This window comes from Microbacterium sp. GQ128, assembly GCF_059758615.1.
On sequence record NZ_JCAXDY010000005.1, the window covers coordinates 246,549 to 265,518 of the forward strand.

The window sequence follows — 18,970 nt, forward strand, 5'->3', positions numbered from 1 at the left end:
CTGATGCGCGTCACCGACTGGCTGATCCGTAACCGAGACGCCGCAGCGACCACGTGGCTCGCCCGCGACCGGTCCGCACGACAGCTCGACTCGTTCCATCACCCTCACGCCGATATGTTCCGAGCACACGCCACGAAGGCCCGCCGACGCCTCGCCCGATGGGACCTCGCCCTCGGCGTGTGGACCCGAGGCGGCACCCGCCGCCGCTGACGCCCACCCCGGGGGCCACCCCCTCCCCCCGCCGTCCCCGGCCCTCCCGGAGGCATAGGGCCGATCTCTCCCCGGGGATTTTCCACTTTCCAGGGGGTGACACCACATGGCCTCATCCAACGCCCAGCTGCGCGCGGTGGGCGCCCCAAAGTCCGCGGGATCTCGCGGTAAACCCGCCTACTCCGAAGCCTTCAAGCGTGACGCCGTCGCGAAGGCCCGAGCTGCAAAGTCGATTTCACAAGTGGCAACTGCCCTCGGGGTATCCCGGCCGACGCTGCGGAAGTGGATGGACGCCGCCGCGCCGCCACCCATGACGCTCGTCGACGCTGCCCGCTCCGGCAATCGAAAGGCGTTCCTGCAGGCGCTGCGTGACGAGCTCGCGGAGCAGATCGCGGCCGGTATGGCGCCGCGGGATCTGCCACCGAACGTGCGCCTCCTGGATGCGACGATGCGCGAGCTCGACGAGATCGAGGCGCGTGAGTCCGAGGAGGCAGCAGATGCCGCGGCCGCCCCAGACGAAGACCTCGACCCGGAAGATCTCTGAGCGCAGGCTGTCGGACGTCGCGAAGCACCTCGTCGTCCCGTCCGGAATCAAGACCACCGGGTACCCGGCGGTCGAAGCTCAGTGCCGGAAGATGGGCGTTCAGCACGATCCCTGGCAGAAGGGCCTCGGCCGGGCAATCCTCGCCAAGCGCGAGAACGGCCTCTACGCCGCCGGTATCGGAGGCGTGCTGATCTCGATCTGCCGCCAGGTCGGCAAGACGTTCTCGATCGGCACGATCGTGTTCGCGCTGTGCATCCTGTTCCCCGGCATCAAGGTGCTGTGGACTGCGCACCACTCCGCGACCTCCGACGAGACCTTCGAGACCCTGTCGGCCCTCGCTCGCCGCCGCCGCATCGCCCCCTACATCGCCCACAACGGCATCCGGCAGGGCAACGGCAAGCAGCGCATCAAGTTCGCCAACGGCTCCCGAATCATGTTCGGCGCGCGCGAGCACGGCTTCGGCCGAGGCATCCCCGGCGTCACGATCGTGGTGTTCGACGAGGCGCAGATCCTCAAGGCCAAGGCGCTGTCCGACATGATCCCGGCGGCCAACACCGCCACGAACCCGCTCATCATCTACATGGGCACACCGCCCAAGCCCGACGACCCCGCCGAGGTGTTCCGGGCACGCCGCAAGAAGGCGCTCGCCATCAAGGAACAGCGCGCCAAAGGCGACCCGGTCGACTACGACACCCTCTACGTCGAGGTCGGCGCGGACGCCGGCGACGACATCGAAGACCGCGCCACGCTCGAAAAGGCCAACCCTTCATTCCCCGACCGCACGCCGTGGGAGTCGATCCTGCGCCTGCGGGAGAACCTCACCGACCCGAGCGACTGGGCCCGCGAGGGCCTGGGCATCTGGGACGAGGAGGAGCTCGGCGGCTCGCGCGAGATCACCGCCGAAGAGTGGCAGGCCACCGAGGTGACCGCAGTGCCCCAGGAGGGGCTGCGCGCTCTCGGCGTCGCGTTCTCCGCCGACGGCACCCGCGTCGCCGTCGCCGGAGCGCTCAAGCACACAGGCGGCAGCCACCTCGAACTCATCGACGCCAACACCGGCTCCCTCGAGGACGGCATCGGGCCGCTCGCCGACTGGATCGCGCTGCGCGCCCACACGATCGCGCAGATCACCATCTCCGGCCGGGCAGGTGCCGACGCGCTCGCGCTCGCTCTCCGCGAGCGGAAGGTATCGGCGAAGGCGATCCGCGTGGCGTCCACGCCGGAGTACTTCGCGGCGTGCTCGATGCTCCCCGATGCGGTTCGCGGCAAGACCGTCACACACCCGGCGGCGCCGGAGGGTGACCTCCTGGACGCGTCGGTCGCCGTGTGCGACAAGAAGTTCCGCGGCACCGCCGGCTCCTGGGGCTGGGCGGCGACCACCGCCGACGGCGACGAGACACCGACCGAAGCGATCAGCCTCGCCCTCTGGGGCGTGCGCACCACGAAGCGCCGACCAGGCAAGAAGCAGGAGGTGATCTGAGTGATCGCATCATCGTCCTACCTGGACAACATCACCCCGCAGTTCATGCAGGGCGTCACCGACCAGGAACTCGACATCATCCGCGGCCTCGTCGCCGTCTGGTCCAAGAAGCGCCCCCGCAACGTGCTGCGCAGCGTCTACTTCGACGGCAAGATGCCCTTCCGTGACCTGGGTATCGGCGTCCCGCCGCAGATCCTCCGCAAGGTCAAGGCCACCCTCGGATGGCCCGCCAAGGCCGTCACCAAGCTCGCAGAACGCAGCGTCTTCGACGCCTTCGTCGCACCGGCCAGCACGACCGACCCGTTCGAGATCTCCGGACTCCTCGACGACAACCGGTTCGACCTGGAACTGCCGCAGGCCATCGAGTCCGCCTACAAGCACTCCTGCGCATTCATGACGACCACTCTCGGCGACACCGCAGCTGGCGACCCGGAAGTGCTGATCATGGCGCGTTCGGCCGAGTGGTCGGCGGGGACGTGGGACAAGAAGCGCCGCCTCGTCTCGGCGATGCTCGCCATCACCGATGTCGACCAGGACGGCCGACCCACCGGCATGGACGTCCTGCTGCCCGATGTCGTGCTGATCTGCCGCCGCCGCCCATCCGGAGCATGGGTCACCTCCCGCCAGGAGAACCCGCTCCGCGAAGTACTCGCAGAGCCACTCACCTGGAGCCCGCAGCTCGACCGCCCGTTCGGCCGCTCGCGCATCACCCGCCCCGTCATGGCGATCACCGACAACGCGATCCGCTCCGTCGTGCGAGGCGAGGGCGCGGCCGAGTTCTTCGCCGCCCCGCGCATGATGGCCCTCGGCGTTTCCGAGGACGCCTTCAAGTCCGGCAAGTGGCAGGCCGCGATCGACCGGTGGTTCGCGATCGGTCGAGACGAAGAGGGCGAGCTGCCCAAGGTGGAGCAGCTGCCGCAGATGACCATGCAGCCGCTGATCGAGCACTACCGCATGTACGCGTCGCAGTTCGCGGGCGAGACAGACCTCCCGATCTCGGCGCTCGGCATCGTCCAGGACAACCCGCCTTCCGCGGAGGCCCTGTACGCCGCGGAGAAAGACCTGATCGTCACCGCCCGCGCATCCAATCGCGTGCTCGGCGCCGCGCTCCGCCGGGTCGCACAACGCGCAGTCATGCTCCGCGACGGGATGGAAGAGCCAACCGAAGAGCTGCGCGGGCTACGCCCGACGTGGGTCAACCCCGCGTTCACCTCGCCGACGACCGCCGCGGCCGCCCTCGGCCAGCTCGTGGGCGTGTTCCCCTGGCTGGCCGAGACCGACGATGCCCTCCGCTACGCCGGATTCGAGGAGCCCGAGATCGCGCGCATGAAGTCCGATCGGGCCAAGGCCGGCGGCAGCGGCGTGCTCGAGCGGATTCTCGCCGGGCAGACGCCGCAGGCCGAACAGACGCAGGCCCGGGTCGACCAGCCACAAGCGACGGGCGACGACCCCGCCGCACTCAAGGCGAAGTTCGACGCACTCGGCACCGCGATCCGCGCCGGCGTCGACCCCGACGACGCCGCAACGCGTGTCGGCCTGGCCGGTATCCGGTTCACCGGAGCTACGCCCGTCGCGCTGCGGCTGCCGAAGGACGACGCAGACCAACTCGAAGAGAGGTGACCATGACGACGCGCGCCGATGTGACTCGACTGTCCACGGCGCAGCGTCGTCTGGTCACCCTCGCCCAGAACGAGCTCACCGGATACTTCGCAACCTTCGACCTCACCCGACCCGAAGCCGTCCGCGACGCGCTCCTCGAGATCGTTCCGCTGCTGGTCCGCGAGTACGGCGAACTCGCCTCGATCGCAGCCGCCGAGTGGTACGAGCAGATCCGACCCGGATCAGGATTCAACGCCCGCCTCGCCCCGCCCGTCGCGGCCGAGGTGGTCCAGGGATCGACGCGCGCTCTGGCCGGGGTGCTGTTCACCGACGACCCCTCGGCCGTCCTCGGTGGCCTCGCCGGCGCGGTCCAGCGCCACATCACTTACTCCGGTCGCACCACGATCGCGCTGAACTCGATGCGCGACCCGCTGCGCCCCCGATTCGGCCGCGTGCCCAGCGGAACCCGCACCTGCGCCTGGTGCGCAATGCTCGCCTCGCGCGGCTTCACCTACGCGACCCGGGCGACGGCCGGAGAACTCGACCACTTCCACGACGAATGCGACTGCCAGATCGTCTCGCTGTTCGACGCGGACGCCGCCCACATCGAGGGCTACGACCCCCGCCAGCTGTTCGACCGATATGCGCAAGCGCGCGCCGCGGCCGACAGCGGCGACCCCAAGGTGATCGCCGCCTACATGCGCCGCATGTTCCCGGACGAGTTCACCGACGGCGTGCACGAGCACGACATCTAGACCACCCGCCGCCGTGGCGGGTTTACGCCGACCCGAGCGGTCAATCGGGGCGAAAGAGGAACGGCTATGGAATTCCCCATCACCATCGACTCCCAGGACATGTTCGACGACCTGGTCAAGGACCGCCTTACGCGGGAGAAGACCAAGGTCGACGAGGCCCTGCAGCGAGCCACCGACGCCGAGACGGCGAAGACGGCCGCCGAGCAGGAGCGCGACGCCCTACAGACGGAGGTCGGCGAACTGCAGACCAAGGTCACCGGCTTCGAGTCGAAGACGCAGCTGGACACCTGGCGCGCCGACGTCGCGAAGACGAAGGGCGTGCCCGCGGACGTGCTGCGGGGGACGACCAAGGAAGAGCTCGAGGCGCACGCCGAAGAGATCAAGCCGCTCATCAAATCCCGCGGCCCGGTTCTGCCGGACCCCGGAAAGACCCCTGAGAACACCTCGGGCGGAGAAGAAGCAGAGCGCGCTGCGGTGCGTCAGCTCTTCGGCTCCGGCGAGGACTGATCGCTTCTGAAAGGAGCACCATCATGGCAGTATTCGGTACCGCGGACGCGAAGGTTCTCATGCCTCGCAACATCGCGGACGGCATGATCAAGGAGTCGAAGTCGCTTTCGACCGTGGCGCGGCTCTCTGGTCGAGAGCCGATGCGCTTCGGCGAGGTCGACTACATCACCTTCAACGACTTCCCGAAGATGGAATACGTCGAAGAGGGCGGCAACAAGTCCTCCTCGTCGACCGGCTTCGGTGCAGTCACCGCCAAGCCCCACAAGGGCCAGGTCACCCTCCGCTTCAGCAATGAGGTGGAATGGGCCGACGAGGACTACCAGCTCAACGTTCTGCGCGAAGTCGCGGACGCTGGCCAGGTCGCTCTCTCGCGTGGCCTCGACCTGGGCCTGTTCCACCGCATCAACCCGCTCAGCGGGTCGGTCATCACCGGGTGGGACAACTACGTCACCGCGACCACGAAGCGCGTCGAGCAGGCCACGGCCGACGCCGACGACGACTTCCGCGCGGCGGTCGGCCTCCTGGTCGGCGCGTCCAAGCAGGTCAACGGCGCCGCAATCGACCCGAAGTTCGCGTGGGCACTCGCGAACCTGAAGCGTCGCGACGGCTCGGGGGACACCTCGGACCTGCGTTACCCGCAGCTCGGCTTCGGCACAAACGTCACCGACTTCATGGGCGTGCCCACCGCCCAGGGCGACACCGTCTCCGGCGTCCCGGAGGCTCCCGACACCGGCGTCCGCGCCATCGTCGGCGACTTCCGCAACGGCATCCGCTGGGGCGTGCAGCGCGAGCTGCCGGTCGAGATCATCCGCTACGGTGACCCGGACGGCCAGGGCGACCTGAAGCGGAAGAACCAGATCGCCCTGCGTCTGGAGATCGTGTACGGCTGGTACGTCTTCACGGACCGCTTCGCCGTCGTCGAGGACAAGGTCGCCTGATGGCTGACCAGATCCGACTCACGAACCGCCGCACCGGGGTCGTCGTCAACGTCGACCCCGGCACACGCGCGTTCCTCGATCGCGAGTGGGTCGAGGAGGGCGAGGAGCTCGAAGAGTGGCTCAACGAACTCGGCAACGACGACGACGAGCCTGACGGCGACGACGGTTCTGACCGGCCCGACGGCTCTCACGAGTCTGACGGTTCCGACGGACCCGACGATCCCGACGAGTCCGACGAGTCCGACGAGTCCGACGAGTCCGACGAGTCCGAGGAGTCCGAGGAGTCGACCCAGCCCCCGGCGGGGAACGCAACCCGAGACGAGTGGGCGAAGTTCGCCGCAGGGCTCGGGATCGTCGTCGAGGACACCACCAAGCGCGACGAGATTCGCGCACAGGTCGAGCAGCTGCTCGACGACGCCGGCGACGAGTCCGGCGAGTGACAGAAGGGGGTGGGCCGAATGGTCGAACCGTTCGCCGACACGGCGTACTACGAGGAGAACTTCGGCACACCCCCTGCCTCGATCGCGGGCCGGCTCGATAAGGAGCTGGCCCGCGCATCGCGGTACCTCCGCGCAGAGTGCCCGGGCATCGATGGTCGCATCCAGCTGTGGGCCATCGACCCGACCGCCGACGGCGCGATCGACCCCGACCTCGCCGCAGACGTCGTCTGCGAGATGGTTAAGACCGCGGCCGCCTCGGCAGGCGACGGCATCGAGTCTTCTCAGATGGCCGCCGGGCCGTACTCGCAGTCAGTGAAGTACATCAACCCCTCCGGCGACCTGTTCCTCACCAAGAAGCAGCGCCGCCTCCTGGGCTACGCCGCCCAGCAGGCATTCACCGTCAGCATGGCGCCCCAGGTCGACTACGACCCGCTCGCTGCACTCGGACTGGTCGACCGATGATCGGCGAGACCGTCACCGTGCTGCGCCGCATCGACGGACCCGACAACGCCCATGGCGAGCCGACCCACACCATCGACGAGACCGATGTCGACGACGTGCTCGTCGCACCCGGACCACGCGCCGACATCTCCGATACCGCGCGACCAGCCGGGACCGTCGTCGCGTGGAACCTGCACTTCCCGAAGACCTTCACCGGTTCACTCCGTGGCGCGCTGATCCGCGTCCGCGGGCAGGCGCCGTGCAAGGTGATCGGCGACCCGCAACCGTTCACCGCCGACAACACCCCCACCCGCTGGTGGATGCCGGTCGAGGTCACGCGCGCAGACGGGTAGGTGATCGACATGCCCAAACGCATCCCCGTGCAGCTCGACCTGAACGGCCTGAACAAGATCATGACGTCCCCGGAGATACAGGCGGTCGTCGACAGCACCGGGCGGCGCATGGCGGCGGCCGCAGGTGACGGCTTCGAGTACGTCGCATCGCCCCACCGCTGGACCGCCCGAGGGTATGTCCAGCCCAAGAACGCCCGCGCGATGCGTGAGCAGGCCAAGACCGCCGCGCTCGAGCGAGCGCTCGCACAGGTCAAGGACGGCGGCTGAGGCCACCACGACGGAGGGAGAGCCGATGTCATTCCCCGATGTGGAGGCGATGCTTCGCGAGTTCCTGCTCCCGGTCGCCGCACCCCACAAGGTCGTCGTCACCGTCCCCGCGTCGCGTCCCGAGACTTTCGTGCGCATATGGCGCAACGGTGGCGCAGCGTCGAACCGGATCGTCGATCGCCCGCTCGTCACCGTCGAAGCGTGGGCGGCTGACTCCGTCGCCGCATCCGAGCTCCTCAGCCGGTGCCGCGAGGCGCTGCTCCACGACATCGCTCGGCTCCCGCTCGTGCGCGGCGTCGAGGAGATCACCGGACCCTACTGGACCCCCGACCCCGACACGGAGACCCCGCGATACCGCCTGACCGTGCAAGTCACGGTCCGCGCGCGCAGGGCATAACACCCAGAACCCGGCGACCGCCACCAGGCCGATCGTCACCAGCGCCGGTCATGTCCGGCTCAACCCCAAGGAGACACACTCATGACCGTGAACGCGAACAACGCGCGGATCTTCGGATCCGACAACGACGCGATCTACCTCGCCCCGATCGGCACGACGCTGCCGACCACCATCGACGGACCCCTCGACCCCGCGTTCGAGGACGTCGGCTGGCTCAACGGCGACGGCATCACAGAGTCCCTCACCGGCTCCGTCGAGAAGTCCCGCGGCTACCAGGGCAACGGCGTCGTCCGCACTCGCATCAGCGAGCCGGGCACAACCGTCGCGTTCGTCGCGCTCGAGACCAAGGCGCAGACCAACCAGCTGCGCTACGTCGAGAAGTCGGCCGCCACGACCGCCGGCGTCCGCAAGACCACGCGCGGCTCCGGCCAGCGTGTCAGCAAGCGGGCCTGCGTGATCGACAAGTTCGACAGCGATGACATCACGATCAAGGAGCGCGACGTCATCGAGGTGCTCGAGATCAGCCCCAACGGTGACCGCGTCGCCACGAACGCCGACATCGCCATGTACCCCTTCCTCGGGGAGATCATCGGTGACTACGACCACTTCGAGACGGATCTCGATGCGGTCGAAGGGGCCGGCGTGCAGGGCTTCGCCGCGATGTCCGCACCCGATGAGACGTCCGCACCCGACGAGAGGTGGACGCTCGCGCAGCTCAAGAGCTACGCGAGCGAGAACGACATCGACCTCGCGGGCGCATCGCTCAAGGCCGACATCCTCGCCGCCGTCGAGTCCGGCCCGGCCGCGGCCGACACGGGCGAAGCAGCGCCGACGGCGGATGCCGTGACCGACACGGCAGACGAGAACACCGCCGCGGACACCTCCGCGGCGTGACCCACCGGTGGGCGGCGCTCTTGACCCCAGCGCCGCCCACCTCACCATCCACCCCGGGGTCAGAAAAGGGGTCAACCATCATGGCAACACCGAAGAAGCCGCAGGACCACCAGCCGAAGAAGCAGAAGCCGATCGTCGTCGACATCGAACTCGCCGACCCGACGCCCGAGGAGCCTGAGCGCACCCGCACCGTCCCCGGCAAGCAGGTGACCGTCGACGGCATCGACGTCCGTGTACCCGACGAGGCACTCGACGACTTCGAGATCCTCGACGACATTCGCGGCGTGCAGGACAGCAACGACGTCTCCCGCATGCCGTCGCTCCTGCGCCGCCTCGTCGGCGACGACTACCGCAGCATCCTCGATGCGCTGCGCGACAAGAACACGGGCCGCGTGCCCGCCGGCCGCGCGTCGGAGTTCGTCTTCGCGGTCTTCGAGGCCCTCAACCCTTCCTCCTGAAGCTCGCGAACGCCCTCGCTCACCACGAGGGCGCTCTGCGGGCATCGTTCCAATCCGAGTACAACCTGCGTCTCCTCCCGAACGGGAAGGGCCGCACTGACCCCACCCGGTCCATCGCCGAACTGAGCGACTACGTCGAGCACCTCCCATCCGGGTGCGCGCTCGGCCGCGAGCTCGGCGGCGAAGGCGCGCTCTCGGTCGAAGGACAGCTGCTCCGAGAAGTCGAGTTCACGATCCGCCGGGTGTCCTTTCAAGAGGCGGGCGGCAAGGGCACGCCCCCGAAGCCGCTGGAGCTGCCGAAGCCCGCGCACGAGGCGCGCGCCGAGGCCGCCGAGATGGACGCGAAGCTGCGCGCCCACCAAGCGCGCGCCGCCCGCCGCGGCGCCTGACCGCACCGACGAGGCACAGCCCCGGCACCCGCCGACCGGCTGTGCCTCGTCGCGTTCTACCCGAGGGGGTCACCGTGGCAACTGCTGTCGAGATCGCGAACGCCTACGTCGCCCTCTCCGTCAAGGCGCCCGGTGTCAAGCGCGAGGTCGAGAAGGCTCTCGGCAGCGCATCCGGCGCGGCGGACAACGCTGGGCGATCCATCGGTGATCGGCTCGTCGCCAGCGCCTCCAAGGTTCTCAAGGTCGGAGGCGCGACTCTCGGCGCGACCCTCGCCGCCGGAATCGGCACAGCCCTGTGGAAGGGCTTCTCACGCCTCAACGCCATCGACACCGCCCGCGCCAAGCTCACCGGCCTCGGCAATGACGCCGGCTCCGTCGAGCAGATCATGAAGAACGCTCTCACCTCGGTGCGGGGAACCGCGTTCGGACTCGGTGACGCCGCCACCGTCGCCGCCCAGGCAGTCGCCGCTGGTATCAAGCCCGGCAAGGCGCTCGAGGGCGTGCTCAAGACGGTGGCGAACACCGCGGCCGCCGCGGGTACGGATCTCGGCGAGATGGGCTCCATCTTCTCCAAGGCGATGTCGCAGGCCAACGGCATCCAGAACGACGTGCTGAGCCAGCTCGCCGACAAGGGCATCCCGATCTACGCCGCCCTCGGCAAGCAGATGGGCGTCACCGCCGGCGAGGTCTTCAAGCTCGCCTCCGAAGGCAAGATCAACTTCGACCAGTTCGCCGCCGCGGCAACCGCCGCCGCGGGCACCGTCGCATCCGAAATGGGCAACACCGTCGGCGGATCGTGGGCGAACTTCATCGCCTCGCTCGGCCGCATCGGCGCCGGACTCCTCGGCGGGGTGTTCCCCCAGATCGCCCCCGCACTGCAGGCCATCACCGCCGCCTTCGCTCCGCTCGAAGTCATCGCCGGGCAGGTGGGCGACAGGATCGGCCAGGTGCTCGCACCGGCCGCCGAGTGGTTCGTGCGCGTCTTGCAAGGCGACGTCGACGTGAGCTGGATCGGCGAGCTGTGGACCACGCTCTCCCCGGTCGCGATCCTCTTCCGGTCGCTCGAGCCCATCCTGCCCGTCGTCATGCAGGCGTTCTCCGACATCGGCAGCGCGATCGGAGCCTCGCTCGTGCCGGTGCTCCCCGCACTCGTGTCGCTCATGAACGCCCTGGTGCCGCTGCTGACCACGGCCCTGGTCGCCGCCCTGCCCATCGTGGTCGGCCTGATCCAGGGCCTCGCGGGCGCTGTGTCGTTCCTCGCGCCTGTGCTCATCGGTGCGGTCACCGCTGTGGTCGGTTTCGTGGCCGCGAACGCCGACTGGCTTTCCGGTCTCGCGATCGCGGCCGGGGTGATCGCGGGTGTCGTCGTTGCTCTCAACGCCTATCGGGCGGCGCAGCTCATCGCGGTAGCAGTGACCTACGGGGCCAACGGTGCGATGCTCCTGGCGGGCACCTCGGCGAAGTTGTTCGCCGCTGGGCTGGCCGTTTATACGACCGCTCAGAACATCGCGACCGGGGCGGCAAACCTGTTCCGGGCCGCGATGAGCGCGAACCCGATCGTGCTCGTCGCCACGGCTATCGCTGCGCTCGTGGCGGGTCTTGTGTGGTTCTTCACCCAGACCGAGCTCGGCAAGGCGATCTGGCAGGAGTTCACGCGGTTCCTCGGCGAGGCATGGGCGAACATCTCGGGCTTCTTCACAGCGGCCTGGGAGAACGTCATCCAGCCGGTCTTCAAGGCGATCGGCGACGTCGCGGTGTGGCTCTACGAGACGATCCTGAAGCCGGTCTTTGACGGCATCGGCGTGGTCGTCGGTTTCGTCGCGGCAGCTTTCAAACTGCACTTCGATCTCATCGTCAACGCGTTCCGCCTCGTCGGCGCGATCGCGGCATGGCTGTGGACGAACGCCCTGCAGCCCGCGTTTGCTGCCATCGGCGCGGCCGCGGCGTGGCTGTGGGCGAACGCGATCAGGCCCGCCTTCGAGGCGATCGGCGCGGTCTTCAACTGGCTCTGGCTCAACGTCATCAAGCCGGTGTTCGATGCGATCGCTGCGGTGTTCACCTGGATCTGGCAGAACATCATCAGCGTCTACATCGGCTGGATCACGGGCTCGATTCAGGCGCTCGGCGCGGTCTTCGAGTGGCTTTACAAGAACATCGTGAAGCCGGTCTGGGACGGGATCTCCGGCGCGATGAAGGCCGCCTGGAACTGGATCAACGCCTACGTGTTCGCCCCGTTCAAGGTCGGCATCGACCTGATCGGGAAGGCGTTCGACAACGTCGCGAAAGCGATCGGCACAGCCTGGGACGGCATCAAGAAGGCCGCCGCGGTCCCGATCAACTTCGTGCTCGACACCGTCTGGAACAAAGGCCTCCGGTCGTTCTGGAACGACATGGTCGGCACCCTCGGGTTGAAGGACATGAAGCTGCCGAAGGCCGGACTGGTGAAGTTCGCATCCGGTGGCGTCATGCCCGGCTACACGCCCGGCCGCGACGTGCACCAGTTCTGGTCACCCACCGCGGGAGGGCTCGCGCTCTCCGGCGGTGAAGCGATCATGCGCCCGGAGTTCACCCGCCTCGTGGGCGGGTCGGCCGGCGTCGATGCCCTGAACGCCGCAGCTCGTAACGGCAAGCTGCCGTTCGGGGACGGAGAAGGCAACTTCTTCGGCGACGTGTGGGACAACATCACGAAGGCCGCGTCGGTCGCGTGGGAGTTCATGACGAACCCCGCGCAGGCGATCAAGTCGCACGTCATCGACGGGATCATCCGGCCGCTGATGGGCGATCAGAACATCTTCGGCAAGACGGTCGGGGGCATGGCCGAGAAGACCCTGATGGGCTTCGTCGACCTGTTCAAGAAGGCGGCGCCGAAGGGTGTCGGTTCGAAGGGCATGGGCTGGGAAGCGATGTGGAACATCGTGCGGGGATCACTTCCCGGCGCAGTGATGACGTCGAACTTCCGGCCGGGCGCGAAGACCGTCAACGGCGGTCAGTCGTACCACGCCCTCGGGCGCGCGATCGATATCGTGCCGGCCAGCATGGCGACGTTCAACGCGATCGCGAAGCTGTTCCCGAATGCCTCCGAGCTGATCTACACCCCCGCGGGCAGTCGACAGCTGCAAAACGGCAAGCCCTTCGCGGGCTGGTCGGAAGCCGTGAAGCGCCAGCACTACAACCATGTGCACCTCGCGATGGCATCCGGCGGCGTCGTCCCGAAGCTGTACGACTCCGGCGGCTGGCTGCCGCACGGCGGCATGGCCGTCAACCGCTCCGGGAAGCCGGAGCCCGTGCTGACGAACGACCAATGGGGCGTTCTGAAGAACGGCATCGGCAACGGCCTGCAGGACGGCGACCAGATCACGATCGTCGTCGAGGGCACGCCACTGACCGGGACGGTGCGCCGGGTGCTGCGGGAGTCCGTGCCCTCGGCAATGGCAGTCCACTCCGAGTTCGCTCGCTGACCCGTTTCCGCGGCCCCGCCCTCGTGGCGGGGCCGCCATCGTTGAGGAGTTGCAGATGGTCGACAAGAGCGTAGGCACCGCGGGAACACTGCGGATCTCAGACGACGGGTCCGTCGTCCGGTACTACGTGATCTGCACCGACCCTGCGACGTCCGTCGGCACGTACCGGTACGCGATTAACGGGACGAACTACACCACGACCCTCCCGTCCGGTTTCGGGACCAAGCTGCTCGGCACTCGCACGTACGGCGCGAGCGGCACGACGAGCCTGTCTCAGCAGGCCACCGGGACGCAGGGACTCGGCGGCGCGGCATCCATGCAGGTCGGGATCAACCGCCCGCTCCCTGCCGCCCCTTCCGGGCTCACGGTGACGCGAGTCTCGGACACGCAGCACGCGCTGAACTGGTCGAGGAACGCGACCTACTCGAGTGTCGTCGTGCAGCGGCGAACCAACGGCGGAGCGTGGCAGCAGATCGGCAACCCTGCGGGGAACGTCGCCACCTTCACCGACACGACCACGGCAGCGAACCGGAAGTACGAGTACCGCGTCGCGGGGAAGACCGCGGCGGGGCAGTCCGGATGGTCGGGCCTGGCGACGGTCTACACGACGCCGGCCGCGCCGACGGGTATCTCTGCCGAGCGCACCGGGAACGACATCGTCGTCCGCGCGTCGGGCGTGCCCCCGTACGCATCCTCCTACGACGTGCGCGACGGCGACACCGTCGTCGCCACGAGCGTCGCGCTCCCGTGGACGCACCTGTCCCCGAACCCGGCAACCCCTCACACATACACGGTCCGCGCGAAGGTGACCTCACTCGCGAGCGCCTACTCGGCTCCCTCGAACACCGTCCAGCTGCTCACGCCGCCGAACGCACCGACCGGTCTCGCACCGAACGGTGCCGTCCGCCCGGACGATGCGGCGGTCCGGTTCTCGTGGACTCACAACCCCGTCGACTCCTCGACGCAGACCGCTTACGAGCTTCGCTACCGGACCGCAGGCAGCGCGACGTGGACCACCGAGTCAGGAACCACCGCCTCCTTCCGGGACATCGCCCTCGCCGTCGGCGCATGGGAGTGGGAAGCGCGCACGAAGGGCTCGCACCCGGACTGGTCGCCCTGGTCCTCGACGGCGACGCTTTCGGTGATCGATCGCCCCGGCGTCGCGGTGACCCAGCCGGAGACCGAGTGGGACGCATCGACCCTCCCGGTCGAGTGGTCATGGCTGCAGGCGCAAGGACGCCCGCAGTCGGCATGGCAGATCGAGCTCCTGAACGGCGCTGGCGACATCGTCGAGGAGCGTTCCGGATCTGGCGCGGCCACGACGTTCACGCTCACAACCCGCCTCACCGAGGGGGACTGGACCGTCCGTGTCCGGGCGGCGACCGGAGAAGTGTGGTCCGACTGGGCCGCGCAGTCCTTCGTGGTCGTCTTCGATCCTCCCGCCCCGCCGTCGATCAGCGGCGAGTGGAATGAGAGCGAGGGCGGCGTCTCACTGTCGGTCGCCTCCGGTGATCCGGACGTGCCTGTGGTCGACGTGACGAACCTGTTCACGAACCCCGGCCTCGAGGCGACAGCGGCCGGCGTCGAGCTCCGGCGCAACCTGCTCCGCGACCCTGACCTCCTGGTCACGAGTCAGTGGGCGGCGTCGATGGTCGGCTCGATTGCGCTTGCATCCGGGAACCGATTCTTGGTCACCGGGACGGCGGCAGGGGCGACGCGGCTGGGCGTCATCCAGACGCTCGACGCGACGAAGGCGGCGGGAACGTATCGACTCGCAGTGAACCTGCAGGCGCTGCACGCCTCGCTCACGCACGCTCGGATCTACCTGCTCGACACCAACGGGTCGGTGATCCGCGCGCAGGGTCAGGTGCCTCTCGTCTCGGGAGTGAGCCGCTACGAGTTCACCCTGAGCGCGACGGACGTGTTCAACCGCGTCTACATCGAGATGGTCGGATCCGCTCTACCTGCGGGTGTCAGCGGCTACATCGGCCGTCCGATGCTCGAGGCGGGATCCATCGGTGGTCCGTTCTTCTCACCTGGACAGGGCACGGGTAACCCGGACTTGACCTCGACATTCGTCGGCGCGGTCAACACCTCCGAGTCGGTTCTGAGCGGAACGCGCGCGACAGGCGTGAACCCCGCGGTCAGCGCCGCCTACGTCTATCAATCGACAGAGTGGGCCGCGTCGGGCACGAGGTCGGTGAAGGTCGAACCGAACGGCTCTTCCAGCAGTTCGTACGTGTCGGTGATCGTCGCTGGACTCACGGCGGGACAGACGTACACTGCGATCGCGAAGGTGCGCCTCGCGGCTGCTCAGACGGGCGCGCTGCACGCCTCATGGTTCAGGCGACTCATGGCGCAGTCCGTGGGGATGCCCGTGAACAACGTGCTGTCGAACGCCGCACCGAATGAGCCTGGCGTAACCGAGGTCCGAGTGACCTTCACGCTGGGGTCTTCGACGACCGCGACGCTGTTCCTGATGAACGGCTCGCTGTCGACGCCGGTCTGGTTCGACGAGGTCGCCCTCGTGGCGGGTGTGTACACCGGAGGGTACTTCGACGGCGACACGAAGTCTGTGCTCGTGGGCGACGTCCCTCGCCTCCCTGTGTGGAACGGTCCGGCCAACGCTTCGACGACGTCGACCACGGCGTTCCCGGAGACGGTGAACATCAAGGTCGAGCGGTCGGTCGACGGTGGCGAGACGTGGGAGTCGGTGGCCGACGTCGCTGACACGGCGTTGCTCATCGACTGGGAGTCGCTGAGCTTCGGCGAGACCATCTACCGTGCCACCGCTCTCTCTTCCGAGGGGGCCACCGCGGCGACGGAGGTGATCGTCGAGGCGCGCTCCGGGGCGCTGTGGCTCTCCGGAGGTGACGGTTTCGGTGCGACTGCACGGCTGCCGCTAGACCCCGCCGTGAACATCACAGCGGGGCGTCAGCGCGCGCTCAAGCAGTACGCCGGACGGTCGCTGCCCGTCGCGCTGACGGGCGCTGCGCTCTCGCGATCGGTGGCCGTCTCCGGGCGGACCTCCGACCGTGACGACGACACGGCCGACGTCGAGCGCCTGACCCGCATCGCGCAGCTCGAGACGGACCTGTTCCTGTTTCGTGATCCCGACGGCCGGCGCATTTACGGCGCGATCGGCGAGATCCAGCTGCCCCGCCAGTCGTCCACTCCACACCCGGATGGGTGGGAAGGCGTCTGGGGGTACAGCTTCACCCTCACGGAGGCGACACGATGAATGGATGGGCGTTCGAGCTGCTCGACAGCGAGGACCGGCCCCTCGGTGCCCTTGACGGGGTCACCGGGGGGTCGGCCGAGATCGTCGCACAGAGCGCCCTCGGCGGGTCAGGGTCTCTCACTCTCGACCACCGCCGCGATATCGACTGGCTCTCGCACCGCGTGCAGGCGACGTTCTCCGACGGAGTCCGACCGTGGGCCGTCGGGACGTACCTGCTGAGCTCTCCGACCGAGAACCACAGCGAGGTCGGGGTGTCGTACTCGGTGGGCCTGCTCACCAAGATGAACGTCATCAACGAGGACACCGTCGAGCAGCGGTTCACGCTGCCGGCGGGCACCACGGTGATCCCGGCAGTCGTCGCGCTCATTGAGTCCACGGGGGAGACACGCATCGCGGTCACCGCATCCGAGGCGGCTCTCACCTCGGGCCTCACCTGGGAGGCGGGCACCTCGAAGCTCACGATCATCAACGACCTCCTGCAGGCCGCCGGCTACTGGAGCCTCTGGTGCGACGGGTCAGGGCTGTTCCGAGTCGAGCCGTACATCGACCCCGCATCCCGCCCGGTCAGCTTCGAGTTCGAACACGGCGAAACCAGCGTGCACTTCCCCGACTGGGCCCGGGAGCAGGATCTCTCCTCCGTTCCGAATCGCTTCGTCGCCGTTGGCCAAGGGGATGAGACGGCGGCACCACTCGCCGGGGTCGCCACCAACGAAGACCCGAACTCGCCGTACTCCTATCAGGCGCGCGGCGGCCGATGGATCACGGCGACCGAGGAAGGCGTCGAGGCGACGACGCAGACGATCATCGACCAGTACGCGGCCCGCAAGCTCGCCGACGCGATGAGCCCGGTATCCCGCCTCGCGGTCACGCACGCGATGCTGCCGCTGAACCCGAACGATCTCGTCGCCTTCATCCCCGAGGACGGACGCCGGCGGCTAGCCACGGTGCAGCGCATGTCGTGCTCTTTCGAGTTCGACACCGATGTCCGCGCGGAGTGGAGGGAGGTCACCTGATGGTCGATCTCCTCCGCCCCGTCCTCGACCAGATCGCGAAACTCTGGGGACGCATCGACCTCATGCCGGTGATCCGCTGGGCCACCGTCGTGCAGGCCAGCCCGCTTCGCGTGACGCTCGACGGAGATCTCGAACCGCTGGCGCTGAGCCCCCAGAGCACGTTGCCCTCGCTGAGTGTCGGCGATCGCGTGCTGTGCGTGGAGCAGCATCGCCGGATCACCATCATCCAAGCCGCCGGGCTGCGCGACGTGCGTTCGCTGCCCAACGCGAGGTACGCGATCGGACCGAGCAGCTTCACCGTGACCGCGGCCGCGTCTTCCTGGCAGAACGTCGGGCTCTCGCTGGCGTACACCCCACCCGCAGATCTCTGGGTCGACGTCGAAGTCAGCGCGGAGGTAGCCGGGGGAACGGGCGCGACGATCTCGTACACGATGATCGGCGTCAACATCACCGGCGGCCTCACGTTGGGACCGGACACCCCGCCCGACGGGGGGCCTGTCGCATCGCAGTGGACCCGGTTCTCGTTCTCGCCCGTGCACACTGCGATCGAGAATCCGACGAAGCGCGTGATGCTCCCCGGAGGCGTCGAGACGGTGTTCACCTTCTGGGCTCGACGCAACGCCGTCCCGAGCGCGGGCTCAAACGTCTGCAACTACTCGATGATCACTCTGCGACCAGTGAGGTGGGCCTGATGGACGAAGAACTGCGCACGCTGCTCGCCGCCGTCATGACGACGGCCGGGCTCCCTGCCGACTCCTCCGACGAGATCGCGTTCCACCTCGCGCTGCACTACCCGGGGCACGCCCAAGCCCTGCTCGACTACCGACCACCGCAGTCGCCGGCCGATCTCGACGGCGACGCGGACAGCATCACCGAACCCCCGGATCTCCCGGGGGTTTCTCTTTGAGGAGGTACAGCTGATGGGCAAGATCAACGGCGTTGCCGCGGCCGCTTGGCTGCGCGCGCAGGGCGCTCTCGCGCACCACGGCGCCTGCCTTCACTACGTCTGGCAGGCGTACAAGGCGCAGGGCGCATCGACCGGCCGCCACGCGGGAACCGCGCTCGAGGCGTGGAACAAGACCGAGCGCCGACACCCCGGCGACCGGAACCCGCCCGCTGGCGTTCCCGTGTGGTTCGGCGCGAAGGCCGGATCCGCCGCCGGCGACGTCGTCATCAGCCTCGGCGGCGGAAAGGTCGTCGCGACCGACTACCCGCGATACGGCGTCGTCGGCGTCTGCACGATCGCGCAGCGTCAGGCGCAGATCGGTCGGCCTTACCTCGGTTGGTCGGAGGCGATCTTTGACCAGCAGATCGCGATCCCCTCAGCTGCATCCGGTGGCGGATCTTCCGTCGCACCGGCCCCCCAGAAGAAGGAAGAAGAGGAAGAAGACATGATCATCATCATCCAGCGCGCGAACTCGCAGCTCGCCAAGGGGCGGCTTCTCCCGTCCGGGCGAACCCGCGAGATCACCCCCGCGGAGAACGCCGTCTACCGGGCACTCGAGGGCAGGGGCGTGGCACAGTTCGTGACTGTCTCGGACCAGGTCTACGCGAACCTCCTGTCGGGTTCCAAGGCAACCGTCTGAGCC

Annotated in this window: 21 protein-coding genes; all 21 read left to right on the plus strand. The window is 68.3% G+C overall.

The window, feature by feature from the left end; translation table 11 throughout:
* Positions 1-3 precede the first annotated feature (3 nt).
* Positions 4-210: a hypothetical protein gene (locus AC6CHX_RS17050; protein WP_498273773.1), complete on the plus strand. Its 207-nt coding sequence runs from the start codon at positions 4-6 to the stop codon at positions 208-210.
* Positions 211-316: 106 nt separating this feature from the next.
* Positions 317-754 carry a transposase gene (locus AC6CHX_RS17055; RefSeq protein ID WP_167635044.1) on the plus strand — a complete coding sequence of 146 codons (438 nt, stop codon included), beginning with the start codon at positions 317-319 and terminating at the stop codon, positions 752-754.
* Entirely contained in the window at positions 708-2,231 is a 1,524-nt protein-coding gene (locus AC6CHX_RS17060) for a terminase large subunit domain-containing protein (protein WP_498273774.1), read from the plus strand. Before AC6CHX_RS17055 ends, AC6CHX_RS17060 begins: the two co-directional genes overlap by 47 nt.
* On the plus strand, positions 2,232-3,851 hold the full coding sequence (locus tag AC6CHX_RS17065) for a hypothetical protein (protein WP_498273775.1): 1,620 nt from the start codon (positions 2,232-2,234) through the stop codon (positions 3,849-3,851).
* A gap of 2 nt (positions 3,852-3,853) precedes the next feature.
* Entirely contained in the window at positions 3,854-4,585 is a 732-nt protein-coding gene (locus AC6CHX_RS17070; RefSeq protein WP_498273776.1) for a VG15 protein, read from the plus strand.
* Between the two features lie 66 nt (positions 4,586-4,651).
* On the plus strand, positions 4,652-5,092 hold the full coding sequence (locus AC6CHX_RS17075; RefSeq protein ID WP_498273777.1) for a hypothetical protein: 441 nt from the start codon (positions 4,652-4,654) through the stop codon (positions 5,090-5,092).
* Between the two features lie 23 nt (positions 5,093-5,115).
* On the plus strand, positions 5,116-6,030 hold the full coding sequence (locus AC6CHX_RS17080) for a phage major capsid family protein (RefSeq protein WP_167635039.1): 915 nt from the start codon (positions 5,116-5,118) through the stop codon (positions 6,028-6,030).
* Positions 6,030-6,470 (plus strand): hypothetical protein, encoded by a 441-nt coding sequence (locus tag AC6CHX_RS17085; RefSeq protein WP_498273778.1) that lies wholly within the window; start codon positions 6,030-6,032, stop codon positions 6,468-6,470. Before AC6CHX_RS17080 ends, AC6CHX_RS17085 begins: the two co-directional genes overlap by 1 nt.
* An 18-nt stretch (positions 6,471-6,488) precedes the next feature.
* Complete coding sequence (locus AC6CHX_RS17090) at positions 6,489-6,932, plus strand: hypothetical protein (RefSeq protein ID WP_498273779.1); 444 nt, start codon at positions 6,489-6,491, stop codon at positions 6,930-6,932.
* The gene (locus AC6CHX_RS17095; protein ID WP_498273780.1) at positions 6,929-7,264 is read left to right on the plus strand and encodes a hypothetical protein; all 336 of its coding nucleotides are present in this window, start codon (positions 6,929-6,931) and stop codon (positions 7,262-7,264) included. The genes AC6CHX_RS17090 and AC6CHX_RS17095 overlap by 4 nt, the downstream gene beginning before the upstream one ends.
* Positions 7,265-7,273: 9 nt before the next feature.
* Positions 7,274-7,531, plus strand: coding sequence for a hypothetical protein (locus AC6CHX_RS17100; RefSeq protein ID WP_498273781.1), 258 nt, complete (start codon positions 7,274-7,276; stop codon positions 7,529-7,531).
* Between the two features lie 25 nt (positions 7,532-7,556).
* Positions 7,557-7,928: a phage tail termination protein gene (locus tag AC6CHX_RS17105; RefSeq protein WP_498273782.1), complete on the plus strand. Its 372-nt coding sequence runs from the start codon at positions 7,557-7,559 to the stop codon at positions 7,926-7,928.
* An 81-nt stretch (positions 7,929-8,009) separates the two neighbouring features.
* Positions 8,010-8,822, plus strand: a complete 813-nt coding sequence (locus AC6CHX_RS17110) for a phage tail tube protein (RefSeq protein WP_498273783.1) — start codon at positions 8,010-8,012, stop codon at positions 8,820-8,822.
* A gap of 80 nt (positions 8,823-8,902) precedes the next feature.
* The gene (locus AC6CHX_RS17115; protein ID WP_167635033.1) at positions 8,903-9,280 is read left to right on the plus strand and encodes a hypothetical protein; all 378 of its coding nucleotides are present in this window, start codon (positions 8,903-8,905) and stop codon (positions 9,278-9,280) included.
* A gap of 242 nt (positions 9,281-9,522) precedes the next feature.
* A complete protein-coding gene (locus tag AC6CHX_RS17120; RefSeq protein WP_167635032.1) occupies positions 9,523-9,669 on the plus strand; it encodes a hypothetical protein in 147 nt (48 codons plus the stop codon).
* 74 nt (positions 9,670-9,743) lie between these two features.
* A complete protein-coding gene (locus AC6CHX_RS17125) occupies positions 9,744-13,127 on the plus strand; it encodes a tape measure protein (protein ID WP_498273784.1) in 3,384 nt (1,127 codons plus the stop codon).
* A 55-nt stretch (positions 13,128-13,182) separates the two neighbouring features.
* Positions 13,183-16,368 (plus strand): fibronectin type III domain-containing protein, encoded by a 3,186-nt coding sequence (locus AC6CHX_RS17130; RefSeq protein WP_498273785.1) that lies wholly within the window; start codon positions 13,183-13,185, stop codon positions 16,366-16,368.
* Positions 16,365-17,381, plus strand: a complete 1,017-nt coding sequence (locus AC6CHX_RS17135) for a hypothetical protein (RefSeq protein WP_498273786.1) — start codon at positions 16,365-16,367, stop codon at positions 17,379-17,381. Before AC6CHX_RS17130 ends, AC6CHX_RS17135 begins: the two co-directional genes overlap by 4 nt.
* Complete coding sequence (locus AC6CHX_RS17140) at positions 17,381-18,073, plus strand: hypothetical protein (protein WP_498273787.1); 693 nt, start codon at positions 17,381-17,383, stop codon at positions 18,071-18,073. The genes AC6CHX_RS17135 and AC6CHX_RS17140 overlap by 1 nt, the downstream gene beginning before the upstream one ends.
* On the plus strand, positions 18,073-18,288 hold the full coding sequence (locus tag AC6CHX_RS17145; RefSeq protein ID WP_498273788.1) for a hypothetical protein: 216 nt from the start codon (positions 18,073-18,075) through the stop codon (positions 18,286-18,288). Before AC6CHX_RS17140 ends, AC6CHX_RS17145 begins: the two co-directional genes overlap by 1 nt.
* A 13-nt stretch (positions 18,289-18,301) precedes the next feature.
* Positions 18,302-18,967 (plus strand): hypothetical protein, encoded by a 666-nt coding sequence (locus AC6CHX_RS17150; RefSeq protein ID WP_498273789.1) that lies wholly within the window; start codon positions 18,302-18,304, stop codon positions 18,965-18,967.
* Positions 18,968-18,970 lie beyond the last annotated feature (3 nt).